Here is a 16,438-nt window from a genome sequence, read left to right on the forward strand (position 1 = left end):
GGATCCGCCACGGTAAGCGACCCGCAACCGCCAGACGGCGGCCGTGCACCGCGCAGCGCGGGCGGGCGGGCTTACAGATAACGCGAGACGCGCGGCACGGCATCCAGCAGGTGGCGGGTGTAGTCGGCCTGCGGATTGGCCAGCACCTCGGCGGTGGCGCCGATCTCCTCCATGCGCCCGTCGTGCATCACCAGCATGCGGTCGGAGAAGTACTCGACCACACCCATGTCGTGGGTGATGAAGATCATCGCCAGACGTCGCTCCGCGCGTAGCCGGCCCAGGATCTGCAGCACCTCTGCCTGGACGGATACGTCCAGCGCGCTGGTCACCTCGTCGCAGATAATCACGTCCGGGTCCAGCACCAGGGCGCGCGCGATGGCGATACGCTGGCGCTGACCACCGGAGAACTCGTGCGGATAGCGCCACAGGGTGTCCTCCGGCAACGCCACCTGATCCAGCACCCGGCCGGCCAGCGCAATCCGCTCATCCTGATTGGCGCCGATGCCGTGCACCGCCATCGGCTCGGTCAGCAGCGTCAGTACGTTCAGGCGCGGGTTCAGCGACGAGGCCGGGTCCTGGAACACCACCTGCAGATGCCGCCGCAGCCGGCGCAACGGCTTGCGTGCCATGTGGGTCAACGACTCGCCCCGGTAGCGGATCTCGCCACCGGTCGGCTCGATCAGGCGCAGGATCGCGCGGCCCAGGGTGGTCTTGCCACAGCCGGACTCCCCCACTACCGCCAGTACCTCGCCATTCTCCAGCTCGAAACTGACGTCATCCACCGCCCGCACCACATCCACCTGGCGACGCATCAGGCCCTTCAGCACCGGGAAGTGCACCTGCAGGCCGGACACCTGCAACAGTGCTTCGCGCCCCGCGCCCGGCACCGGCGGCAGCGGTGGCAGGTTCTCCGGCAGCGCCTGGATCAGCTTGCGGGTGTAGGCGTCCTGCGGAGCGCGCAACAGTGGCAGGCACTCCCCCTGCTCCACCAGACGCCCCTGGCGCATTACCGCCACGCGATCAGCCACCGAGGCCACCACGCCGAAGTCGTGGGTGATCAGCAGGACCGCCATGCCGTTCTTCTCGCGCAGGTGGTCGATCAGCTTCAGGATCTCGGCCTGAATGGTGACGTCCAGCGCGGTGGTCGGCTCGTCCGCGATCAGCAGATCCGGCTCGGCAACCAGGGCCATGGCAATCATCACCCGCTGGCGCTGGCCGCCGGAGAGCTTGTGCGGGTACTCGTCGCGGCGCTGTTCGGGGTTCGGCAACTGCACCTCGCTCAAGACCTCGAGGGTGCGCGCCGCACGCTGCTCCGGACTCATCTGCGGGCGATGCAGGCGCAGCACCTCCTCGATCTGATCGCCCACCTTCAGCACCGGGTTCAGGGAGGTCATCGGCTCCTGGAAGATCATGCCGACGCGGTCGCCGCGCACATGCTGCATCACCGCGCTGGGAAGCCCCAGCAACTCCTGGCGGCCTTCGCGTCCGGCCAGCCAGGCCTCGCCCGAGGGCCTTTCGAAGCCCGCATCCAGCAGACGCATGATGGCCAGCGCCGTGATCGACTTGCCGGAGCCCGACTCCCCGACCAAGGCAAACAGCTCGCCCTCGCGGATGGCGAAGCTCACATCCTCCACCAGCGCCGCCTCGCCGTCGCGGTGGCGGATCTGCAGATTGCGCACCTCCAGCATGGTCAGCGCACCCCGCCACTGGTGGCGCTGGTGGCACCGGCCGCCGGACGTGCACCATCATCGCGATTGGCGGTGCGCGCCGCGGAGCGGGCATGCGGGTCCACTGCGTCACGCAGGGCCTCGCCGATGAGGTTGTAGGCAAACACGGTCAGGAAGATCGCGCCCCCGGGGAAGGCCGCCATCCACCAGTTGAAGGTGGAGCTCTGTACCGCCTGGTTCAGCATCTGGCCCCAGGAGGGATCATCCACCAGGCCGAGGCCGAGGAACGACAGGGTCGCCTCGGCGAGGATCGCGGAGGCGACGCCAAAACTGGCCGCAACCAGGATCGGCGCGATGCCGTTCGGCAGCATGTGCCGGAACAGGATGGACGGCAGCGACAACCCCGAGGCGATGGCCCCCTGCACGAAGTCCTGCTGGCGCAGGCGCAGGAACTCGGCACGCACATAACGGGCGTAGCCGGACCATGAGGTCAGGCCGATGATCAGCATCATCAGGTACAGCGAACGGCCGAAGAAGGCGACGAAGGTCAACAGCAGGAACAGCGTCGGGATGGCCTCGAAGATCTCCACCAGGCGCATCCCGATCATGTCCACGATCCCCGAGAAATAGCCCATCAGCCCACCCAGGATCACCCCGATTCCCAGCGCAATCCCGGTCGCGATGAAGCCAATGGACAGCGCGATCCGCGTGGCGTGGATCATGCGCGAGAGCACGTCGGCGCCGGTATCGTCCGTACCGAACCAGTGCACCCGATCCGGGGACTCGCGCGGGGCCTCCAGCCCGGTATCGGCGTAATCGCGCAGGTAGTCGCGCGGCGAGTACGGGATCGGCGCGCGGATTACCCGCTGATACTCGCCCATCACCTCGGCCTCGCGGTACTGCTCGTGAATCACCAGCGACGGCGGCGACACCGTCTGCCAGGCCACCACGCCCAGCACCGCTCCCAGCACCGCCCAGAGACCGAAGCGCCGCCATGGCCGCCCGGGCAGACGCCAGAAGATCAGAGCCAGCACCAGCAAACCAAACAGGGTGACGTCCGCCGCCGTCAGGTAGCGCAGAAACGGCAGCGCCCACGCGCCGTCGGCGGTCTGCACCAGCAGCGGGTGGGAATTCGCCAGCACCGGCGCGAGGACCGCGACCAGGGTCAGCAGCGCGATCCAGCCAATCCCGAGGCGGGCGCCCCAGCGCAGCAGGATCTCGCCCACTACGCGCCGGGCCCAGGAACGGCTGCGGCGATCCGCCTGCTGCGTGTTGTGCACGGTCTCAGTCATAGCTCACCCGCGGATCGACGATGGCGTAGGCCAGATCCGCCAGCAGATAGCCCACCAGGGTCAGCACGCCCGAGATCAGGGTGATCGACAGCACCAGCTCGCGGTCGCGCGTCTGCACGGCCTCCACCGCCAGCTTGCCCATGCCATCAATGGAGAAGATCGCCTCCACGATCACCGAGCCGGCCAGCAGCGAGGGCAGCAGCGTGGCCGACACGGTGATCAGGGGCAGCAGGGAATTGCGGAACACGTGACGCCACAGCACGTCGTGCTCGGCCACCCCCTTGGCGCGCGCCGTACGCGCGTAATCCGAGGTCAGGTTCTCCAGCACCGCCGAACGCGAAAGCTTGGCCAGGAATGCCAGCCCGCCGTAGGACAGGCACAGCACTGGCAACACCAGGTGCCAGGCCCGGTCCAGCAGGAAGCCCGGCACCATATGGCCCGGCGCCAGGCCCAGCGCCAGCGCCAGCCCGGCACCCAGCCCCAGGGTGCCCAGATAAAACCCGCGCAGGACGCCCCAGTCACTGTGCGCCATCATCCAGCCCACTCCGCCCCCGAGAAGCACGGCCACTGCGGTACTGACCATCCCGGCCGGTGCCAGATCGCGGAACATCAGCCAGCCGCAGACGGCCCCGAGTGCCGCCCCGACCCCGCCGCGGATACGGGCGGGCAGGTAGCGCGCAAGGTAGATCCCCAGCGCCACCCCCAGAAACGGCAGGATCAGCAACAACGGCAACGCCCAGACCACCTCCACCGTGGGCAGGAACGTCATGTCCAGCGCCGCGCGCTGGCTGAGCCCCCCGGTGGGGAACCACTGCCAGAACTGGTCGGAGGCAAAGAAGCCGATCAGCAACACGCCGGCCAGCATGGTCGGCACCGACCACAGGGCCAGCAGCACGACGCCAGACTGCGAATCGAAGGCCTGGCCATGCTGGGTGGCCGCGCGCACCCCCACCGCGACCGCGACGATGTAGATCAGCGGGATGGAGAGCACGTTCAGCAGCAACGTGATCGGCAAGCGTTCGGCCACCAGATCGATCACCGGCCGGCCATAGCGGAAACTGGTGCCCAGATTGGGGACCTTGAAGTGTGGCCAGCCGGTCAGCGAGCCGTCCGCGTCCTGGGCAAATCCGATCGGCGAGATGTTGTTCAGCCAGCGCCCGAACTGCACCGGGGCCGGCTGATCCAGCCCGTAGAGCTGGTTGTAGTAGTCCTCCATCGCCTTCTGTGCCTGGGGCTCCAGGCCCTGCCCTTCGACCAGCGTCAGGGCGCTGATCCCACCGGGCGCGGCCGCCATCACCGCAAACACGACCACGGTGATCCCGAACAGGGTCGGCACCATCAGGAGCATGCGGCGCAGGATGTAGGTCAGCATCGCGTGCGGCGCTCCCCTGCCGCTTCAGCTTCCATGGGCATCGCCGGCTACTGCCCGTACCGCTGCGATTCGAACGGGACGTAGATCTCCAGCGGCACCGCCCCCAGGTTGAGCCCCAGCGCGGTCTGCTCCAGGTTCTGGATGCGCCGGTCGATGAAGGCCAGGGTCTGGCGCCGCATCAGGAAGGTATACGGCTGGTCCTCGTGCAGGATGCGCTCGGCCTCGCGCCAAAGCTCCATGCGCGCGGGCTCGTCCACCTCGCCACGCGCCGCCTCGATCACCGCATCCAGCTCGGGGTTCTGGTAGTGGATGAAGTTGTCGCCACCGGAAACCACCTGACTGGAGTGGAACATCTGGTAGATATCCACCTCCACACCGCTGGTCCAGCCCAGGGTGATGGCATCGAAATCCTGGCGGGTGATTTGTTCCAGCATCACCGACCACTCGGTCGGCGACGGGCGCATCTCGATCCCGGCCCGCGCAAAGAGGTCGCGCAGGAACAGCGCGATGCGGCGGGTGTCCTCGTTGTCCTGGAAATACGACAGCTCGAAGGAGAACGGCTCGCCGTCCTCGTTGACCAGCACGCCATCGCGATTGCGTTCGCGGAAGCCGGCCTCGGCCAGCAGTTCCAGGGCACGCTCGACATCATAGGGGATCGGATCGAGATCCGGATTGTGCTGATCGCTGCGCGGCGAAAACGGAGAGATCGCGCGCTCGGCATACCCCAGCATGACCTCCTCGATCAGCCGGTCAACGTCGGTCAGGTAGCTCATCGCCTTGCGCACCCGCGGGTCGGCGAAACGCGTCGGCTCGCCATCGCGCTGCTGGTTCCAGGCAATGTAGGAATAGCCGGCCGTGGGGCTCATGTACTCGTGGGTATCCGCGCGCTCGCGCAGGGCCTCGTCGTCGCGCAGCCGGGCATATTCGCGTGGACGCGCCCCGTAGACGTCAATATCGCGATTGCGGAAGGTGGTCAGGCGCGCACTGTCATTCTGGATGACCCGCCACACCAGCCGATCCAGCGACGGCTCCACCGGTCCCCAGTAACGCGGGTTGCGCTCCAGTTCGATACGGCCGGCATCCGGGGTCCAGCCGGTCGGATCCTCCATGCGGTAGGGTCCGGACCCCAGCAGGATGCCGCGCGACTCGTTGAAGGTCTCCGGATCCTCCAGGTAGCGCCCATAGAAGTGTTCCGGCAGGACATCCAGGCCGCCCGCCACCCGCATGGCGTCGAAGTATGGCTCCTCGAACACGAACCGCACCGTGCGCGCGTCGACGGCCTCGACCGCCTCGATCTTTTCCAGGAAGGCCCTCGCCCGCGGCACCGCGATGGCGTCGGTCATCAGGAAATCGAAGGTGAAGCGGATATCCTCGGCCGTCAGCGGTTCCCCATCGGAGAACTGCAGCCCCGGGCGCAGGCGGAAGGTCAGCTCGGTACCGGTATCGTCGAACTCCCAGGATTCGGCCAGCAACCCCTGCCACTCCAGCGTCTCCGGGTCACGCACCACCAGCGACTCCAGCACGTAGTTCTGCACCTCGGAGGCATAGGCATCAGAGGAGACATACGGCGTGATGGTCGCCAGGCCCGTGCCAAAGGCCTGCACCAGCCAGTCACCCTCGGCGTAGTCCTCCTGCTCGGCCGCGCGCGCCGCTCGCCGGAACGCCGAGGGGACGTCGTCCGCCCGCGCGGCACGCTCGCCATCCATCCCGGCGAAGCGCCCGGAGGCAAGGTCGGATTCCAGGCCCTGCAGGCTGCGCCGCAATGCACGGAGGTCCCGGGCCTGCTCGGTCATGGTGTTCTGCATGGAGGCCATGCGTTGCCACTGGCGGTCGATCTGGACCATCACCAGCAACAGCAGGATACCCAGCACGATCAGGGTCACGATCCAACCAAAATGACGACTCACAAGGCCTCCGGGTTGCTGCGGTGGCAGTCCGGCAGGCCCGATTCCGGGACGCCGGGTGGGCGGCCCTGAAGACCGCAAGTGTTCGCACTATAGCAAGCCATTCCCTCCGGCTCATCGGATGCTGGCCGCACTTGCGGCACATCGGTATGATCCCGAAGACAGTCGCGTCCGTCCCCGGTTCCGCTCGCGGTCGGGCGCCGTCGAGACGACCCGCCCGGGTGCGTCGGCACGGATCAGAATCAAGGAGTTTTACATGGGTTTTCTCAAGGGCAAACGCGCACTGATCGTCGGCGTGGCCAGCAACCGCTCCATCGCCTACGGCATTGCCGCGGCCATGCATCGCGAGGGCGCCGAACTCGCCTTCACCTACCAGAACGAACGCCTGCGCGATCGCGTCGAGAAGCTGGTTGCGGATTTCGACTCCGACATCCTCGTGCCCTGTAACGTCGAGGACGATCGCGAGATCGAACAGGTCTTCGAGCACCTGGACAATTACTGGGACGGGGTCGACATCCTGGTGCACTCGGTCGCTTTCGCGCCCAAGGAGCAGCTGGAGGGGGACTTCCTCGACAACATGACCCGCGACGGCTTCCGCATCGCGCACGATGTCAGCTCGTACAGCCTGGCCGCGCTGGCCAAGGCCGGGCGCGGCATGATGAAGGACCGCGACGCCTCCATCCTCACCCTCAGCTATCTGGGCGCCGAGCGCTCGATGCCCAACTACAACGTGATGGGCCTGGCCAAGGCGAGCCTGGAGGCCAATGTGCGTTACCTGGCCTACACCCTGGGGCCGGAAAGCACCCGGGTGAACGCGATCTCCGCGGGCCCGATCCGCACCCTGGCGGCCTCCGGCATCGGCGACTTCAAGCGCATCCTGGATCACGTCCAGGCCAACGCACCGCTGCGCCGCAACGTCACCACGGATCAGGTCGGCAACGCCGGCGCCTTCCTCTGCTCCGATCTTGCCTCCGGGATCACCGGCGAAGTGATGTACGTCGACTCCGGCTACAACACGGTCGGCCTGGGCGCCGCCGAGATCGGCCTCGAAAAATAAGGCGACCCGGCGGTACCCGGGCGATTCCGGGTACCAGAAAAAAGCCCGGCACCGCGCAAGCGGGCCGGGCTTTTTCGTGGTCGGGAGCGCACCAAGCGCCCCCTCGCGGTTCTGCGGCGACTAGTCGAGCGCGTCGGGGAAGCGCTTGATCTCCGCCTGCTCTTCCAGCCATGCGAGATAGGACCGGAATTCGGCACTCCCGTAGGCGTTGCCAATCTGGTCGCGCGCCTGCTGGCGCGCCGCGGCATCCACTGCATCCTCGCCCATGCGTACGGCTTCCAGCACGGTCACCGCGAAGTCACCCTCCCCGACCCGGGCGCCGGCAATCTCCACTGCGCCCTCGCCTGGCGCCGCCAGCCGGAACAGGTGGTCCTGCAACCCGGTTGGCAGATCGGCCGCCCGTTCACGGGTGATCTCGACCGCCCGACTCCATTCTCCGTTCTCCCCGGCCTCGGCGGTCCAGTCATCGGCTTCGCGCAGTCGCTCGATCAGGGCCTCTCCCGCCTCACGCGCGGCATCCGCGGCGGCCTGACGCTGCAGGCGCTCGCGGATCTCGTCCTCCACCTCCGCCAGCGGGCGCACCTCGGCCGGCTCGTGCTCATCGACACGCAGGATCACGGTGGAACGGTCCTGCAGGTCGATCGCGTCGCTGTTGTTGCCGTCTTCCAGTACCCGCGGGTCAAACGCCGCATCGCGGATGGACCGATGGCGGGCGATGCCATCGCCCGAGCCGCGGGAGAACCAGTCGCTGGTCTGGACCTCCAGGCCCGTGGCGTCGGCGGCCGGCTCCAGAGTGTCCGGAAACTCGATTGCCAGTGCCATCAGGTCGTCCAGGGCGTCGATCTGCATCTGCTCGGCCGTCCGGTCGCGCAGATCCTGCTCGACCTCCTCGCGCACGTCTTCGAACGGCTGCGCCCGGGATTCCTGGATCGAGGTCACCTCCAGGATGAACCAGCCACGATCCGTTCGTACCGGCTGGCTGATGAGGTCCTTCGGCAGGGTGAAAATGACGGTCTCCAGGGTGGAATCCAGATCGCCCCGGGCGACCTCGCCCAGGCTGCCACCACGGTCGGCCGTCAGGCTGTCTTCGGAGTATTCCTCCGCCAGGTCGCCGAAGTTCTCGCCATCATCCAGGCGACTACGCAGTTCACGGATACGCGCCTCGCCGTCCTCGTCGGTATCCTGGATGCGGATCTGGCGCACCTCGCGCAGTTCCGGCTCTTCGTAGCGGCTGCGATTGACCCGGTAGTGTTCGCGCACCTGATCCTCGGTGACATCGACCCCGGCCTCCAGGCCTTCCGGGTCCAGGCGCAGATAGCTCACCCGCACCCGTTCCGTGGTCGTGAAGTCTTCCGGATTGGCGTCGTAGTAGTCGCGGATCGCGTCGTCATCCACCACATCCGGACGATCAAACTCGTCCGCGGCGAAGACCTTCCAGCTCGCAACCCGCGTCTGGTTGCGCAGACGGCTGTAATCCGCCACCAGGGCTTCCGGCACCACGCCCGTGGCCTGGATGCCACGCTGAATTTGCGACATCACAATACTGCGGGCGATGTCCTGCTCGAAGTCGGCCGGGCTGATGCGCTGAGCATTCAACAACTGGCTGTAGCGTTCGCGGCTGAAGCGGCCCTCCTCCTGAAACACCGGCATGCCGCGGATTTCGCGCAATACGCTGTCGCCCGCCGCCTTGAAGCCGGCGGAATCGGCCGCCTGGCGCAGCAGTTCCTGACGGATCAGGGTCTCCATCGCCTGCAGGCGGATGCCCTGCTCGTCCAGCACGTCATCCGGGATCTCGCCGCCAAACATGCGCGCCATCTCGTCGCGCTGGGCGCGGGCCTCCTGGTGCACGTCGCGCACCGCGATATCCGTGCCGTTCACCTCGGCGGCGACCAGCGGGCCCGCCCCGCCGAAATACTCGCCCAGGCCCCACAGGGCAAAGGGGATGGTGATCAGGCCAATGATCACATAGGCGAGCCAGCCGCTCGCCCGGTCACGAATCGCTTGCAACATGATGGTCTCTGCTCACTCCGGCAATTGGGAGGAAAACGGGAATCAGCGGCCGATGGTAGCAGGCACGCCCGCGCGCGTCTGCGCCTGGGCGGCGGTGTCTGCCACGCAGCGCGCGCTGACAAGAAGAAGGGCCCGACCAAGAGCGTCTACAGGCAGACGAGACGACTGGAAGGGAGGCGCGGCGAAAACCTGAGCTCCTGGACCGGTCTCCTCGCATGAAGCCTGGCCCACTCTCGTGCCGGCGCCGAACACTGGGGACATACCTCGGAACCGTCGGCCTGGAGGATCGGGCCTCGCATTCGATGCGCTCGCGCGATGACAGTGCCCGGCCCCGGACTCCCGAAAATGCATCTCGGGCTTGGTTCTGCCCTTCCCACATTGCGGTCGACTGCTATGGACCCAGGTCTGGCCCAAAGGTGTGGCTCCGAGCGCTTCGTGGTGGTCAACAAAGAAAAAGGCGCCACAAGGGCGCCTTTCTCAAAGATGGCGGAGCGGACGGGACTCGAACCCGCGACCCCCGGCGTGACAGGCCGGTATTCTAACCAGCTGAACTACCGCTCCGTATTCGTGCAGCGCAACCAGGGTCAGGGTTGCACTTGGTGGGTGCTGACGGGTTCGAACCGCCGACATTCGCCGTGTAAAGGCGACGCTCTACCAACTGAGCTAAGCACCCGATAAAGCGCGCTAGTTTACTCGATCCTTGAGCGCTTTACCAGCCTTGAACGAAGGCGTTTTCGACGCGGCAATCTGAATGCTCTCACCGGTACGCGGGTTACGGCCGGTGCGGGCTTCGCGCTCGCGCACCAGGAAGGTACCAAAGCCCACGAGGGAGACCTGGTCACCCTTGGCGAGGGTATCGCCGACCACACTCACCAAGGCATCCACGATGTTGCCGGCCTGGGCCTTGGGAACATCGGCTTCCGCCGCGATCGCGTCGATCAATTCGGATTTATTCATGAAGCGCTTCCTTATCTCAGTGGTGACTCAGGCTTTCTGCCGGACGGGGCCTAGCTTACACCAGCCGGGGACCTTTTCTCCATGGCCCCGCGACTGCCCTCGGCACGAAATCAGATGATGCGCATGGGGTTATAGCAAGCCCCCCGAAAAAGTGTCAAACGCCCGCCCGGCGGGGCCCTCGGGCTGGCTTGAACCAGCACACAAAAAACCGCGGGCGCCGAAGAATCCAGCGCCCGCGGTTTCGCTCCAATTACAGATGCTTAGTGATGCCGGACCCGACGGCGACCGGTTTCCTTGGCCGGTTTGACGACTTCCTCGACCTTCTCTGGCGTTTCCCCGGCCTTGCCTTCCGGCATGTGGGTCAGCGCGAGCTCGAGGACCTCGTCGATCCAGCGGACCGGACGAATATCCAGCTTCTGCTTGATGTTCTTCGGGATGTCGACCAGATCCTTCTCGTTCTCTTCCGGGATCAGGACGGTGCGAATCCCTCCGCGGTGGGCGGCCAGCAACTTCTCCTTCAGGCCCCCGATCGGCAGAACCTGACCACGCAGCGTAATCTCGCCGGTCATCGCGACATCCGCCCGCACCGGGATACCGGTCAGTGCCGAGACGATCGCGGTGCACATGCCGATGCCCGCGGACGGGCCATCCTTCGGCGTCGCGCCCTCCGGCACGTGGATGTGCAGGTCCTTCTTCTCGTGGAAGTTCTCCTCCAGGCCCAGGGCCTCGGCGCGCGAGCGAACCACGGTCAGGGCGGCGTGGATGGACTCCTGCATCACGTCGCCGAGCTTGCCGGTCTGCTGGGTCTTGCCCTTGCCCGGGACCACGCTGGCCTCGATGGTCAGCAACTCGCCGCCGACCTCGGTCCAGGCGAGGCCCGTGACCTGACCGACCTGGTCGTTTTCCTCGGCCAGGCCGAAGCGGAAGCGACGCACGCCGAGATATTTCTCCAGCGTCTTGGGCGTGACCGAGGTGGTGCGTGCCCGCTCCTTCTCGCTGGCCAGCAGACGCTGCTTGGCCACCTTGCGGCAGACCTTGGCGATCTCGCGCTCCAGCGAGCGCACGCCGGCCTCGCGGGTGTAGTACCGCACCATGTCGCGCACCGCCGAATCGGAGATCTGGATCTCGGCCGGCTTCAGGCCGTTGGCCTTGATCTGCTTGGTCAGCAGATAGTTGTGCGCGATGTGGACCTTTTCGTCCTCGGTGTAGCCGGACAGGCGGATGACCTCCATGCGGTCCAGCAACGGCCCGGGGATGTGCATGCTGTTGGCCGTGGCCACGAACATCACGTCCGACAGGTCGAAATCGACCTCCAGGTAGTGGTCGCTAAACGTGTGGTTCTGTTCCGGATCCAGCACCTCGAGCATCGCCGAGGCCGGGTCACCCCGGAAGTCCATCGCCATCTTGTCGATTTCGTCCAGCAGGAACAGCGGGTTGCGCACACCGACCTTGGCCAGGTTCTGGATGATCTTGCCCGGCAGCGAGCCGATGTAGGTCCGGCGATGGCCGCGGATCTCGGCCTCGTCGCGCACCCCGCCCAGCGCCATGCGCATGAACTTGCGATTGGTCGCACGCGCGATGGACTGCCCCAGCGAGGTCTTGCCAACCCCGGGCGGGCCGACCAGGCACAGGATCGGGCCCTTCAGCTTGCGCACGCGGGACTGCACCGCGAGATACTCGAGGATACGTTCCTTGACCTCTTCCAGGCCGTAGTGGTCCTCGTTGAGGATCTTCTCGGCGCGCGTCAGGTCCTTGCTGACCCGGGTCTTTTTCTTCCACGGGACGTTGACCAGCCAGTCGATGTAGCTGCGCACGACGGTGGCCTCGGCCGACATCGGGGACATCATCTTCAGCTTGTTCAGCTCGGCGGTGGCCTTCTTCTTGGCCTCCTCCGGCATCCCCGCCTTCTCGATCTTGTCGGCCAGGTCTTCCTGCTCGTTCGGCGCGTCCTCGAGATCCCCCAGTTCCTTCTGAATGGCCTTCATCTGCTCATTCAGGTAGTACTCGCGCTGGGACTTCTCCATCTGCTGCTTCACGCGGCCACGGATCTTCTTCTCGATCTGCAGCACATCCATCTCGCCCTCGATCTTGGCGACCAGGTGCTCCAGGCGCGCGCGCACATTGGCGATCTCGAGGACTTCCTGCTTTTCCTCCAGCTTCAGCGACATGTGCGCGGCAATGGTGTCGGCCAGGCGCGAGGTGTCGTCGATCCCGGCCAGCGAGGTCAGGATCTCCGGCGGGACCTTCTTGTTCAGCTTGATGTACTGCTCGAACTGATTCAGCGCGGAGCGGCCGAGGATCTCCAGCTCCTTGTCCTCGGTGTCGTATTCCTCGTCGATCAACCGGATGTCGGAGACGAAGTAGTCCTCTTCCTTCTCGACATTGCCGGTAGTGGAGATATCCATCACATGGGCGCGCTGGGCACCCTCCACCAGCACCTTGATGGTGCCGTCGGGCAGGCGCAGCAGCTGCAGGATATTGCCGAGGGTGCCGATCTGGTGCAGGTCGCCGGCCTCCGGCTCGTCGACCTCTGCGCTCTTCTGCGCGACCAGCAGCACCTGCTTGTTCTCGGCCATGGCCGAATCCAGCGCCCGGATCGACTTCTCGCGACCCACGAACAGCGGGATGACCATGTGGGGATAGACCACGACATCGCGCAGCGGCAGGACCGCGACGCGCTTGACGGGGGAGTCCACCTCGTTCTGGGAGGAGTGGGTATCGGTCATGTTGCCCCCTAAGGGCTGGACGAATGTACAGGAGGAAGTGGGGGCGGCGGCGCCCTTTTCAAGGGCGCCGCAACACTTCCGCTCAGGAATCCGCGGCAGCCTGCTTCTTGGCGAACGAGTCGTTCTCGTAGACCAGGTACGGCTCGGCATCGCCACGGATCACCGCCTCGTCGATCACCACCTTGCTGACCCCCTCCATGGAGGGCAGCTCGTACATGGTGTCGAGCAGGATGTTCTCCATGATGGTGCGCAGACCGCGCGCACCGGTCTTGCGGGCCATCGCCTTGTGGGCGATCGCGGACAGGGCATCGTCGCGGAACTCGAGCTCCACGCCCTCCATCTCGAACAGGCGCGCGTACTGCTTGATCAGGGCGTTCTTCGGCTGGGTCAGGATCGTGATCAGTGCGTCCTCGTCGAGCTCGTCCAGCGTCGCCTGCACCGGCAGACGGCCAACGAACTCGGGAATCAGGCCATAGCGCACCAGGTCATCGGCCTCCAGCTGCTTCAACCACTGACCACCGGACTTGGCCGCCTCGGTGGTGCGCAACTCGGCGCCAAAGCCTATCCCGCCCTTCTCGGCGCGCTGCTGGATCACCTTCTCCAGCCCGGAGAAGGCACCGCCACAGATGAACAGGATATTGCTGGTATCGACCTGCAGGAATTCCTGCTGCGGGTGCTTGCGCCCGCCCTGCGGCGGCACCGAGGCGGTGGTGCCCTCAATCAGCTTCAGCAGGGCCTGCTGCACACCCTCGCCCGAGACGTCACGGGTGATGGACGGGTTGTCCGACTTGCGCGAGACCTTGTCGATCTCGTCGATGTAGACAATGCCGTTCTCGGCCTTCTCGACGTCGTAGTCGCACTTCTGCAACAGCTTCTGGATGATGTTCTCGACATCCTCGCCCACGTAGCCAGCCTCGGTCAGCGTCGTGGCATCGGCGATGGTGAACGGGACATTCAGTACCCGCGCCAGGGTCTCGGCCAGCAGCGTCTTGCCGGAGCCGGTGGGGCCGATCAGCATAATGTTCGACTTGGACAGCTCGACATCGTCCTTGCCGGCCCGGGCCTGCAAGCGCTTGTAGTGGTTGTACACCGCGACCGAAAGGATCTTCTTCGCGGAGTTCTGGCCGATCACGTAGTCGTCGAGGATCGCGCGGATCTCGTGCGGCGTCGGCAGGGAATCACGCTCGGCGTGCCCCGCTTCCTGCATCTCCTCGCGGATGATGTCGTTGCACAGTTCGACGCACTCGTCGCAGATGAATACGGATGGCCCGGCGATCAGCTTGCGCACCTCGTGCTGGCTCTTTCCGCAGAAAGAACAGTACAGGAGCTTGCCGTCGGCGGGGGGGGTGGTTTCGTCGCTCATCCGTTTGCCTCGGTTGCGATTTCAGTGTTCTTCAGAACATGCCCCGTTTGCCTGGCAGTTGCAAACGAGCCAAGCGGAAGTCCGGTATTGAAGCTGCGCCCCGCAGCGGTGCTCCGGGGCGCAGTTGCGAAGGACGCGGACTCAGCTCGCGGAGTCGCGGTGGGTCAGCACGTGGTCGACCAGGCCGTATTCCTTCGCCTCGGTCGCGGTCAGGAAACGGTCGCGATCGGTGTCCTCCGCGATCTTCTCCACCGGCTGGCCGGTGTGGTGGGCCAGCACATTGTTCAGTTCATCACGGATCTTCAGGATCTCGCGGGCGTGGATGTCGATATCCGAGGCCTGGCCCGAGAATCCGCCCAGCGGCTGATGGATCATCACCCGTGAATGCGGCAGGGTGTGCCGCTTGCCAGCGGCACCGCCCGCCAGCAGCACGGCGCCCATGCTCGCCGCCTGGCCGACGCACAGCGTGCTGACCTCGGGCTTGATGAACTGCATGGTGTCGTAGATCGCCATGCCAGCGGTGACCGCACCGCCCGGGGAATTGATGTACAGGCTGATTTCCTTGTCCGGATTTTCCGACTCGAGGAACAGCAGCTGGGCCACGATCACATTGGCCATGTAGTCCTCGACCGGACCCACGCAGAAGATCACTCGATCCTTCAGCAGGCGGGAGTAGATGTCGTAGGCGCGCTCGCCGCGGGCGGTCTGCTCGACCACCATCGGTACCAGGTTCAGCCCTTGGGCGTGTTGTGCGCCCTGGTCGGCCATATCGTGGCTCATTCAGTCGACTCCTTGTTCGGATTCATCACGTCCTGGAAGCTGGTTTCCTTCTCGGTGACCTTGCCCTGCTCGAGCACCCAGTCAACCACCTGATCTTCCAGCACCAGTGACTCCAGGTTGCTCTTCGCCTGGGGATTGGAGCGGTAGTACTGCTTCACCTCTTCCGGATCCTCGTAGGTTGCGGCCATCTCCTCGAGATCGCGCTCGACCCGCTCGGCGTCCACCTCGAACCCCTTCTGTTCGATGATGGCGCGCAGCGCCAGGCCCAGGCGCACGCGACGCTTGGCTTCTTCCTCGAACAGGCTGTCCGGCAGTGGCTGGGTCTGCTGCGCGCCGCCGAAACGCTTCTCGGCCTCTTCGCGCAGGCGGTTGACCTCCGACTTCACCAGGGCCTCCGGAAGATCGAAGTCGTGCTTGTCGACCACGGCCTCCAGCACCTGTTGCTTGACCCGACCCTTCAGGGCCTGACGCAGTTCCCGCTCCATATTGGACCGCACATCGGCGCGAAGTTTCTCGACCGAGCCGTCCTCGATGCCGAATTTCTTCGCAAATTCCTCATCGACCTCCGGCAGCTTGGGGCCTTCGACCTGCTTGATGGTCAGCGCGAACTGCGCGGTCTGGCCCTTCAGGTTCTCCGCCGGGTAGTCGTCGGGGAAGGTGACATCGATGGTCGGCTCCTCGCCGGTCTTCACGCCCTTGAGCTGTTTCTCGAAGTCCTCGATCAGGCGCCCGGCACCAAGCTCGATCTGGAAGTCGTCGGCCTTGCCGCCCTCGAACTCCTCGCCGTTCAGCGAGCCGACGAAGTCCAGCGTCACCCGGTCGCCTTTCTTCGCCTTGCGTTTGACCTCGGCCCACTCCTTGTTCTGCTCGCGCAGGGAGTCGATCACGCGATCGATGTCCTCGTCCCCGACCTCGGCCACCGGGCGCTCGATCTCGACGCCGGAGAAGTCGGCCACCTGCACTTCCGGGAACACCTGGAAGCTGGCGGTGAATTCGATCGCGTCGGTGCCTTCCAGATTGGTCGGCTCGATGCTCGGGTTACCGGCCGGCTCCAGGCCCTCCTGCTGAACCGCCTCGCGGTAGCTTTCCTGCAGGACCTCGCTCAGAACCTCCTGATACACACCGGTGCCGTAGCGCTGGCGCACGACCTTCAGCGGGACCTTGCCCGGGCGGAAGCCGTCCAGCTTGACCCGCTTGGCGAGGGACTTCAGGCGATTGTCGACCTCGGTATCGATCCGCTCGGAGGGGACCTGGATGGTCATCTTGCGTTCCAGGTTGCCGGTGGCTTCAACAGAAACTTGCATGGAGGG

General features: G+C 65.6%; 11 protein-coding genes and 2 tRNA genes. 1 reads left to right on the top strand and 12 read right to left on the bottom strand.

Annotated elements, in window-relative coordinates; all coding sequences use genetic code 11:
* Window positions 1–71: 71 nt before the first annotated feature.
* Genes D579_RS0103250 through D579_RS0103265 form a run of 4 tightly spaced genes read right to left on the bottom strand, consistent with a single transcriptional unit; the run spans window position 72 to window position 6,238 of the window.
* Window positions 72–1,688, bottom strand: a complete 1,617-nt coding sequence (locus D579_RS0103250; RefSeq protein ID WP_018951106.1) for an ABC transporter ATP-binding protein — start codon at window positions 1,686–1,688, stop codon at window positions 72–74.
* 2 nt (window positions 1,689–1,690) lie between these two features.
* A complete protein-coding gene (locus tag D579_RS0103255) occupies window positions 1,691–2,959 on the bottom strand; it encodes an ABC transporter permease (protein WP_018951107.1) in 1,269 nt (422 codons plus the stop codon).
* The gene (locus D579_RS0103260) at window positions 2,952–4,331 is read right to left on the bottom strand and encodes an ABC transporter permease (protein WP_018143944.1); all 1,380 of its coding nucleotides are present in this window, start codon (window positions 4,329–4,331) and stop codon (window positions 2,952–2,954) included. Before D579_RS0103260 ends, D579_RS0103255 begins: the two co-directional genes overlap by 8 nt.
* Window positions 4,332–4,378: 47 nt before the next feature.
* Window positions 4,379–6,238 carry a peptide-binding protein gene (locus D579_RS0103265; protein ID WP_018951108.1) on the bottom strand — a complete coding sequence of 620 codons (1,860 nt, stop codon included), beginning with the start codon at window positions 6,236–6,238 and terminating at the stop codon, window positions 4,379–4,381.
* Between the two features lie 253 nt (window positions 6,239–6,491).
* Between D579_RS0103265 and D579_RS0103270 the strand changes: the two genes are divergently transcribed.
* Window positions 6,492–7,292 carry an enoyl-ACP reductase gene (locus D579_RS0103270; protein ID WP_018938774.1) on the top strand — a complete coding sequence of 267 codons (801 nt, stop codon included), beginning with the start codon at window positions 6,492–6,494 and terminating at the stop codon, window positions 7,290–7,292.
* 120 nt (window positions 7,293–7,412) lie between these two features.
* Here D579_RS0103270 and D579_RS0103275 read toward each other — a convergent pair whose 3' ends face one another.
* The 8 genes from D579_RS0103275 to tig all read right to left on the bottom strand — a co-directional run bounded on the left by D579_RS0103275 (window position 7,413) and on the right by tig (window position 16,432).
* Complete coding sequence (locus tag D579_RS0103275) at window positions 7,413–9,302, bottom strand: SurA N-terminal domain-containing protein (RefSeq protein WP_018951109.1); 1,890 nt, start codon at window positions 9,300–9,302, stop codon at window positions 7,413–7,415.
* A gap of 484 nt (window positions 9,303–9,786) precedes the next feature.
* Window positions 9,787–9,863 (bottom strand) — tRNA-Asp (locus D579_RS0103280).
* A gap of 36 nt (window positions 9,864–9,899) precedes the next feature.
* Window positions 9,900–9,975: transfer RNA gene (locus D579_RS0103285), tRNA-Val, on the bottom strand.
* Window positions 9,976–9,986: 11 nt separating this feature from the next.
* A complete protein-coding gene (locus D579_RS0103290) occupies window positions 9,987–10,259 on the bottom strand; it encodes an HU family DNA-binding protein (protein WP_018143948.1) in 273 nt (90 codons plus the stop codon).
* Between the two features lie 260 nt (window positions 10,260–10,519).
* Window positions 10,520–12,985 (bottom strand): endopeptidase La, encoded by a 2,466-nt coding sequence (lon, locus tag D579_RS0103295; RefSeq protein ID WP_018951110.1) that lies wholly within the window; start codon window positions 12,983–12,985, stop codon window positions 10,520–10,522.
* An 82-nt stretch (window positions 12,986–13,067) separates the two neighbouring features.
* Complete coding sequence (gene clpX, locus D579_RS0103300; protein ID WP_018143950.1) at window positions 13,068–14,348, bottom strand: ATP-dependent Clp protease ATP-binding subunit ClpX; 1,281 nt, start codon at window positions 14,346–14,348, stop codon at window positions 13,068–13,070.
* A gap of 141 nt (window positions 14,349–14,489) precedes the next feature.
* Window positions 14,490–15,128, bottom strand: coding sequence for an ATP-dependent Clp endopeptidase proteolytic subunit ClpP (gene clpP / locus D579_RS0103305; protein ID WP_018938883.1), 639 nt, complete (start codon window positions 15,126–15,128; stop codon window positions 14,490–14,492).
* A complete protein-coding gene (gene tig / locus D579_RS0103310) occupies window positions 15,125–16,432 on the bottom strand; it encodes a trigger factor (protein WP_018951111.1) in 1,308 nt (435 codons plus the stop codon). Before tig ends, clpP begins: the two co-directional genes overlap by 4 nt.
* Window positions 16,433–16,438 lie beyond the last annotated feature (6 nt).

The sequence above is a fragment of the Thioalkalivibrio sp. AKL12 genome, assembly GCF_000377925.1.
In the GTDB taxonomy this organism is placed as follows: domain Bacteria; phylum Pseudomonadota; class Gammaproteobacteria; order Ectothiorhodospirales; family Ectothiorhodospiraceae; genus Thioalkalivibrio; species Thioalkalivibrio versutus.

Excerpts from the sequence above, each read along its gene's own strand:
- D579_RS0103275 (WP_018951109.1), bottom strand. The coding sequence starts at position 9,302 with ATGTTGCAAGCGATTCGTGACCGGGCGAGCGGCTGGCTCGCCTATGTG.
- D579_RS0103255 (WP_018951107.1), bottom strand. The coding sequence starts at position 2,959 with ATGACTGAGACCGTGCACAACACGCAGCAGGCGGATCGCCGCAGCCGT.
- lon (WP_018951110.1), bottom strand. The coding sequence starts at position 12,985 with ATGACCGATACCCACTCCTCCCAGAACGAGGTGGACTCCCCCGTCAAG.
- D579_RS0103270 (WP_018938774.1), top strand. The coding sequence starts at position 6,492 with ATGGGTTTTCTCAAGGGCAAACGCGCACTGATCGTCGGCGTGGCCAGC.
- D579_RS0103260 (WP_018143944.1), bottom strand. The coding sequence starts at position 4,331 with ATGCTGACCTACATCCTGCGCCGCATGCTCCTGATGGTGCCGACCCTG.
- clpX (WP_018143950.1), bottom strand. The coding sequence starts at position 14,348 with ATGAGCGACGAAACCACCCCCCCCGCCGACGGCAAGCTCCTGTACTGT.
- D579_RS0103290 (WP_018143948.1), bottom strand. The coding sequence starts at position 10,259 with ATGAATAAATCCGAATTGATCGACGCGATCGCGGCGGAAGCCGATGTT.
- tig (WP_018951111.1), bottom strand. The coding sequence starts at position 16,432 with ATGCAAGTTTCTGTTGAAGCCACCGGCAACCTGGAACGCAAGATGACC.
- clpP (WP_018938883.1), bottom strand. The coding sequence starts at position 15,128 with ATGAGCCACGATATGGCCGACCAGGGCGCACAACACGCCCAAGGGCTG.
- D579_RS0103250 (WP_018951106.1), bottom strand. The coding sequence starts at position 1,688 with ATGCTGGAGGTGCGCAATCTGCAGATCCGCCACCGCGACGGCGAGGCG.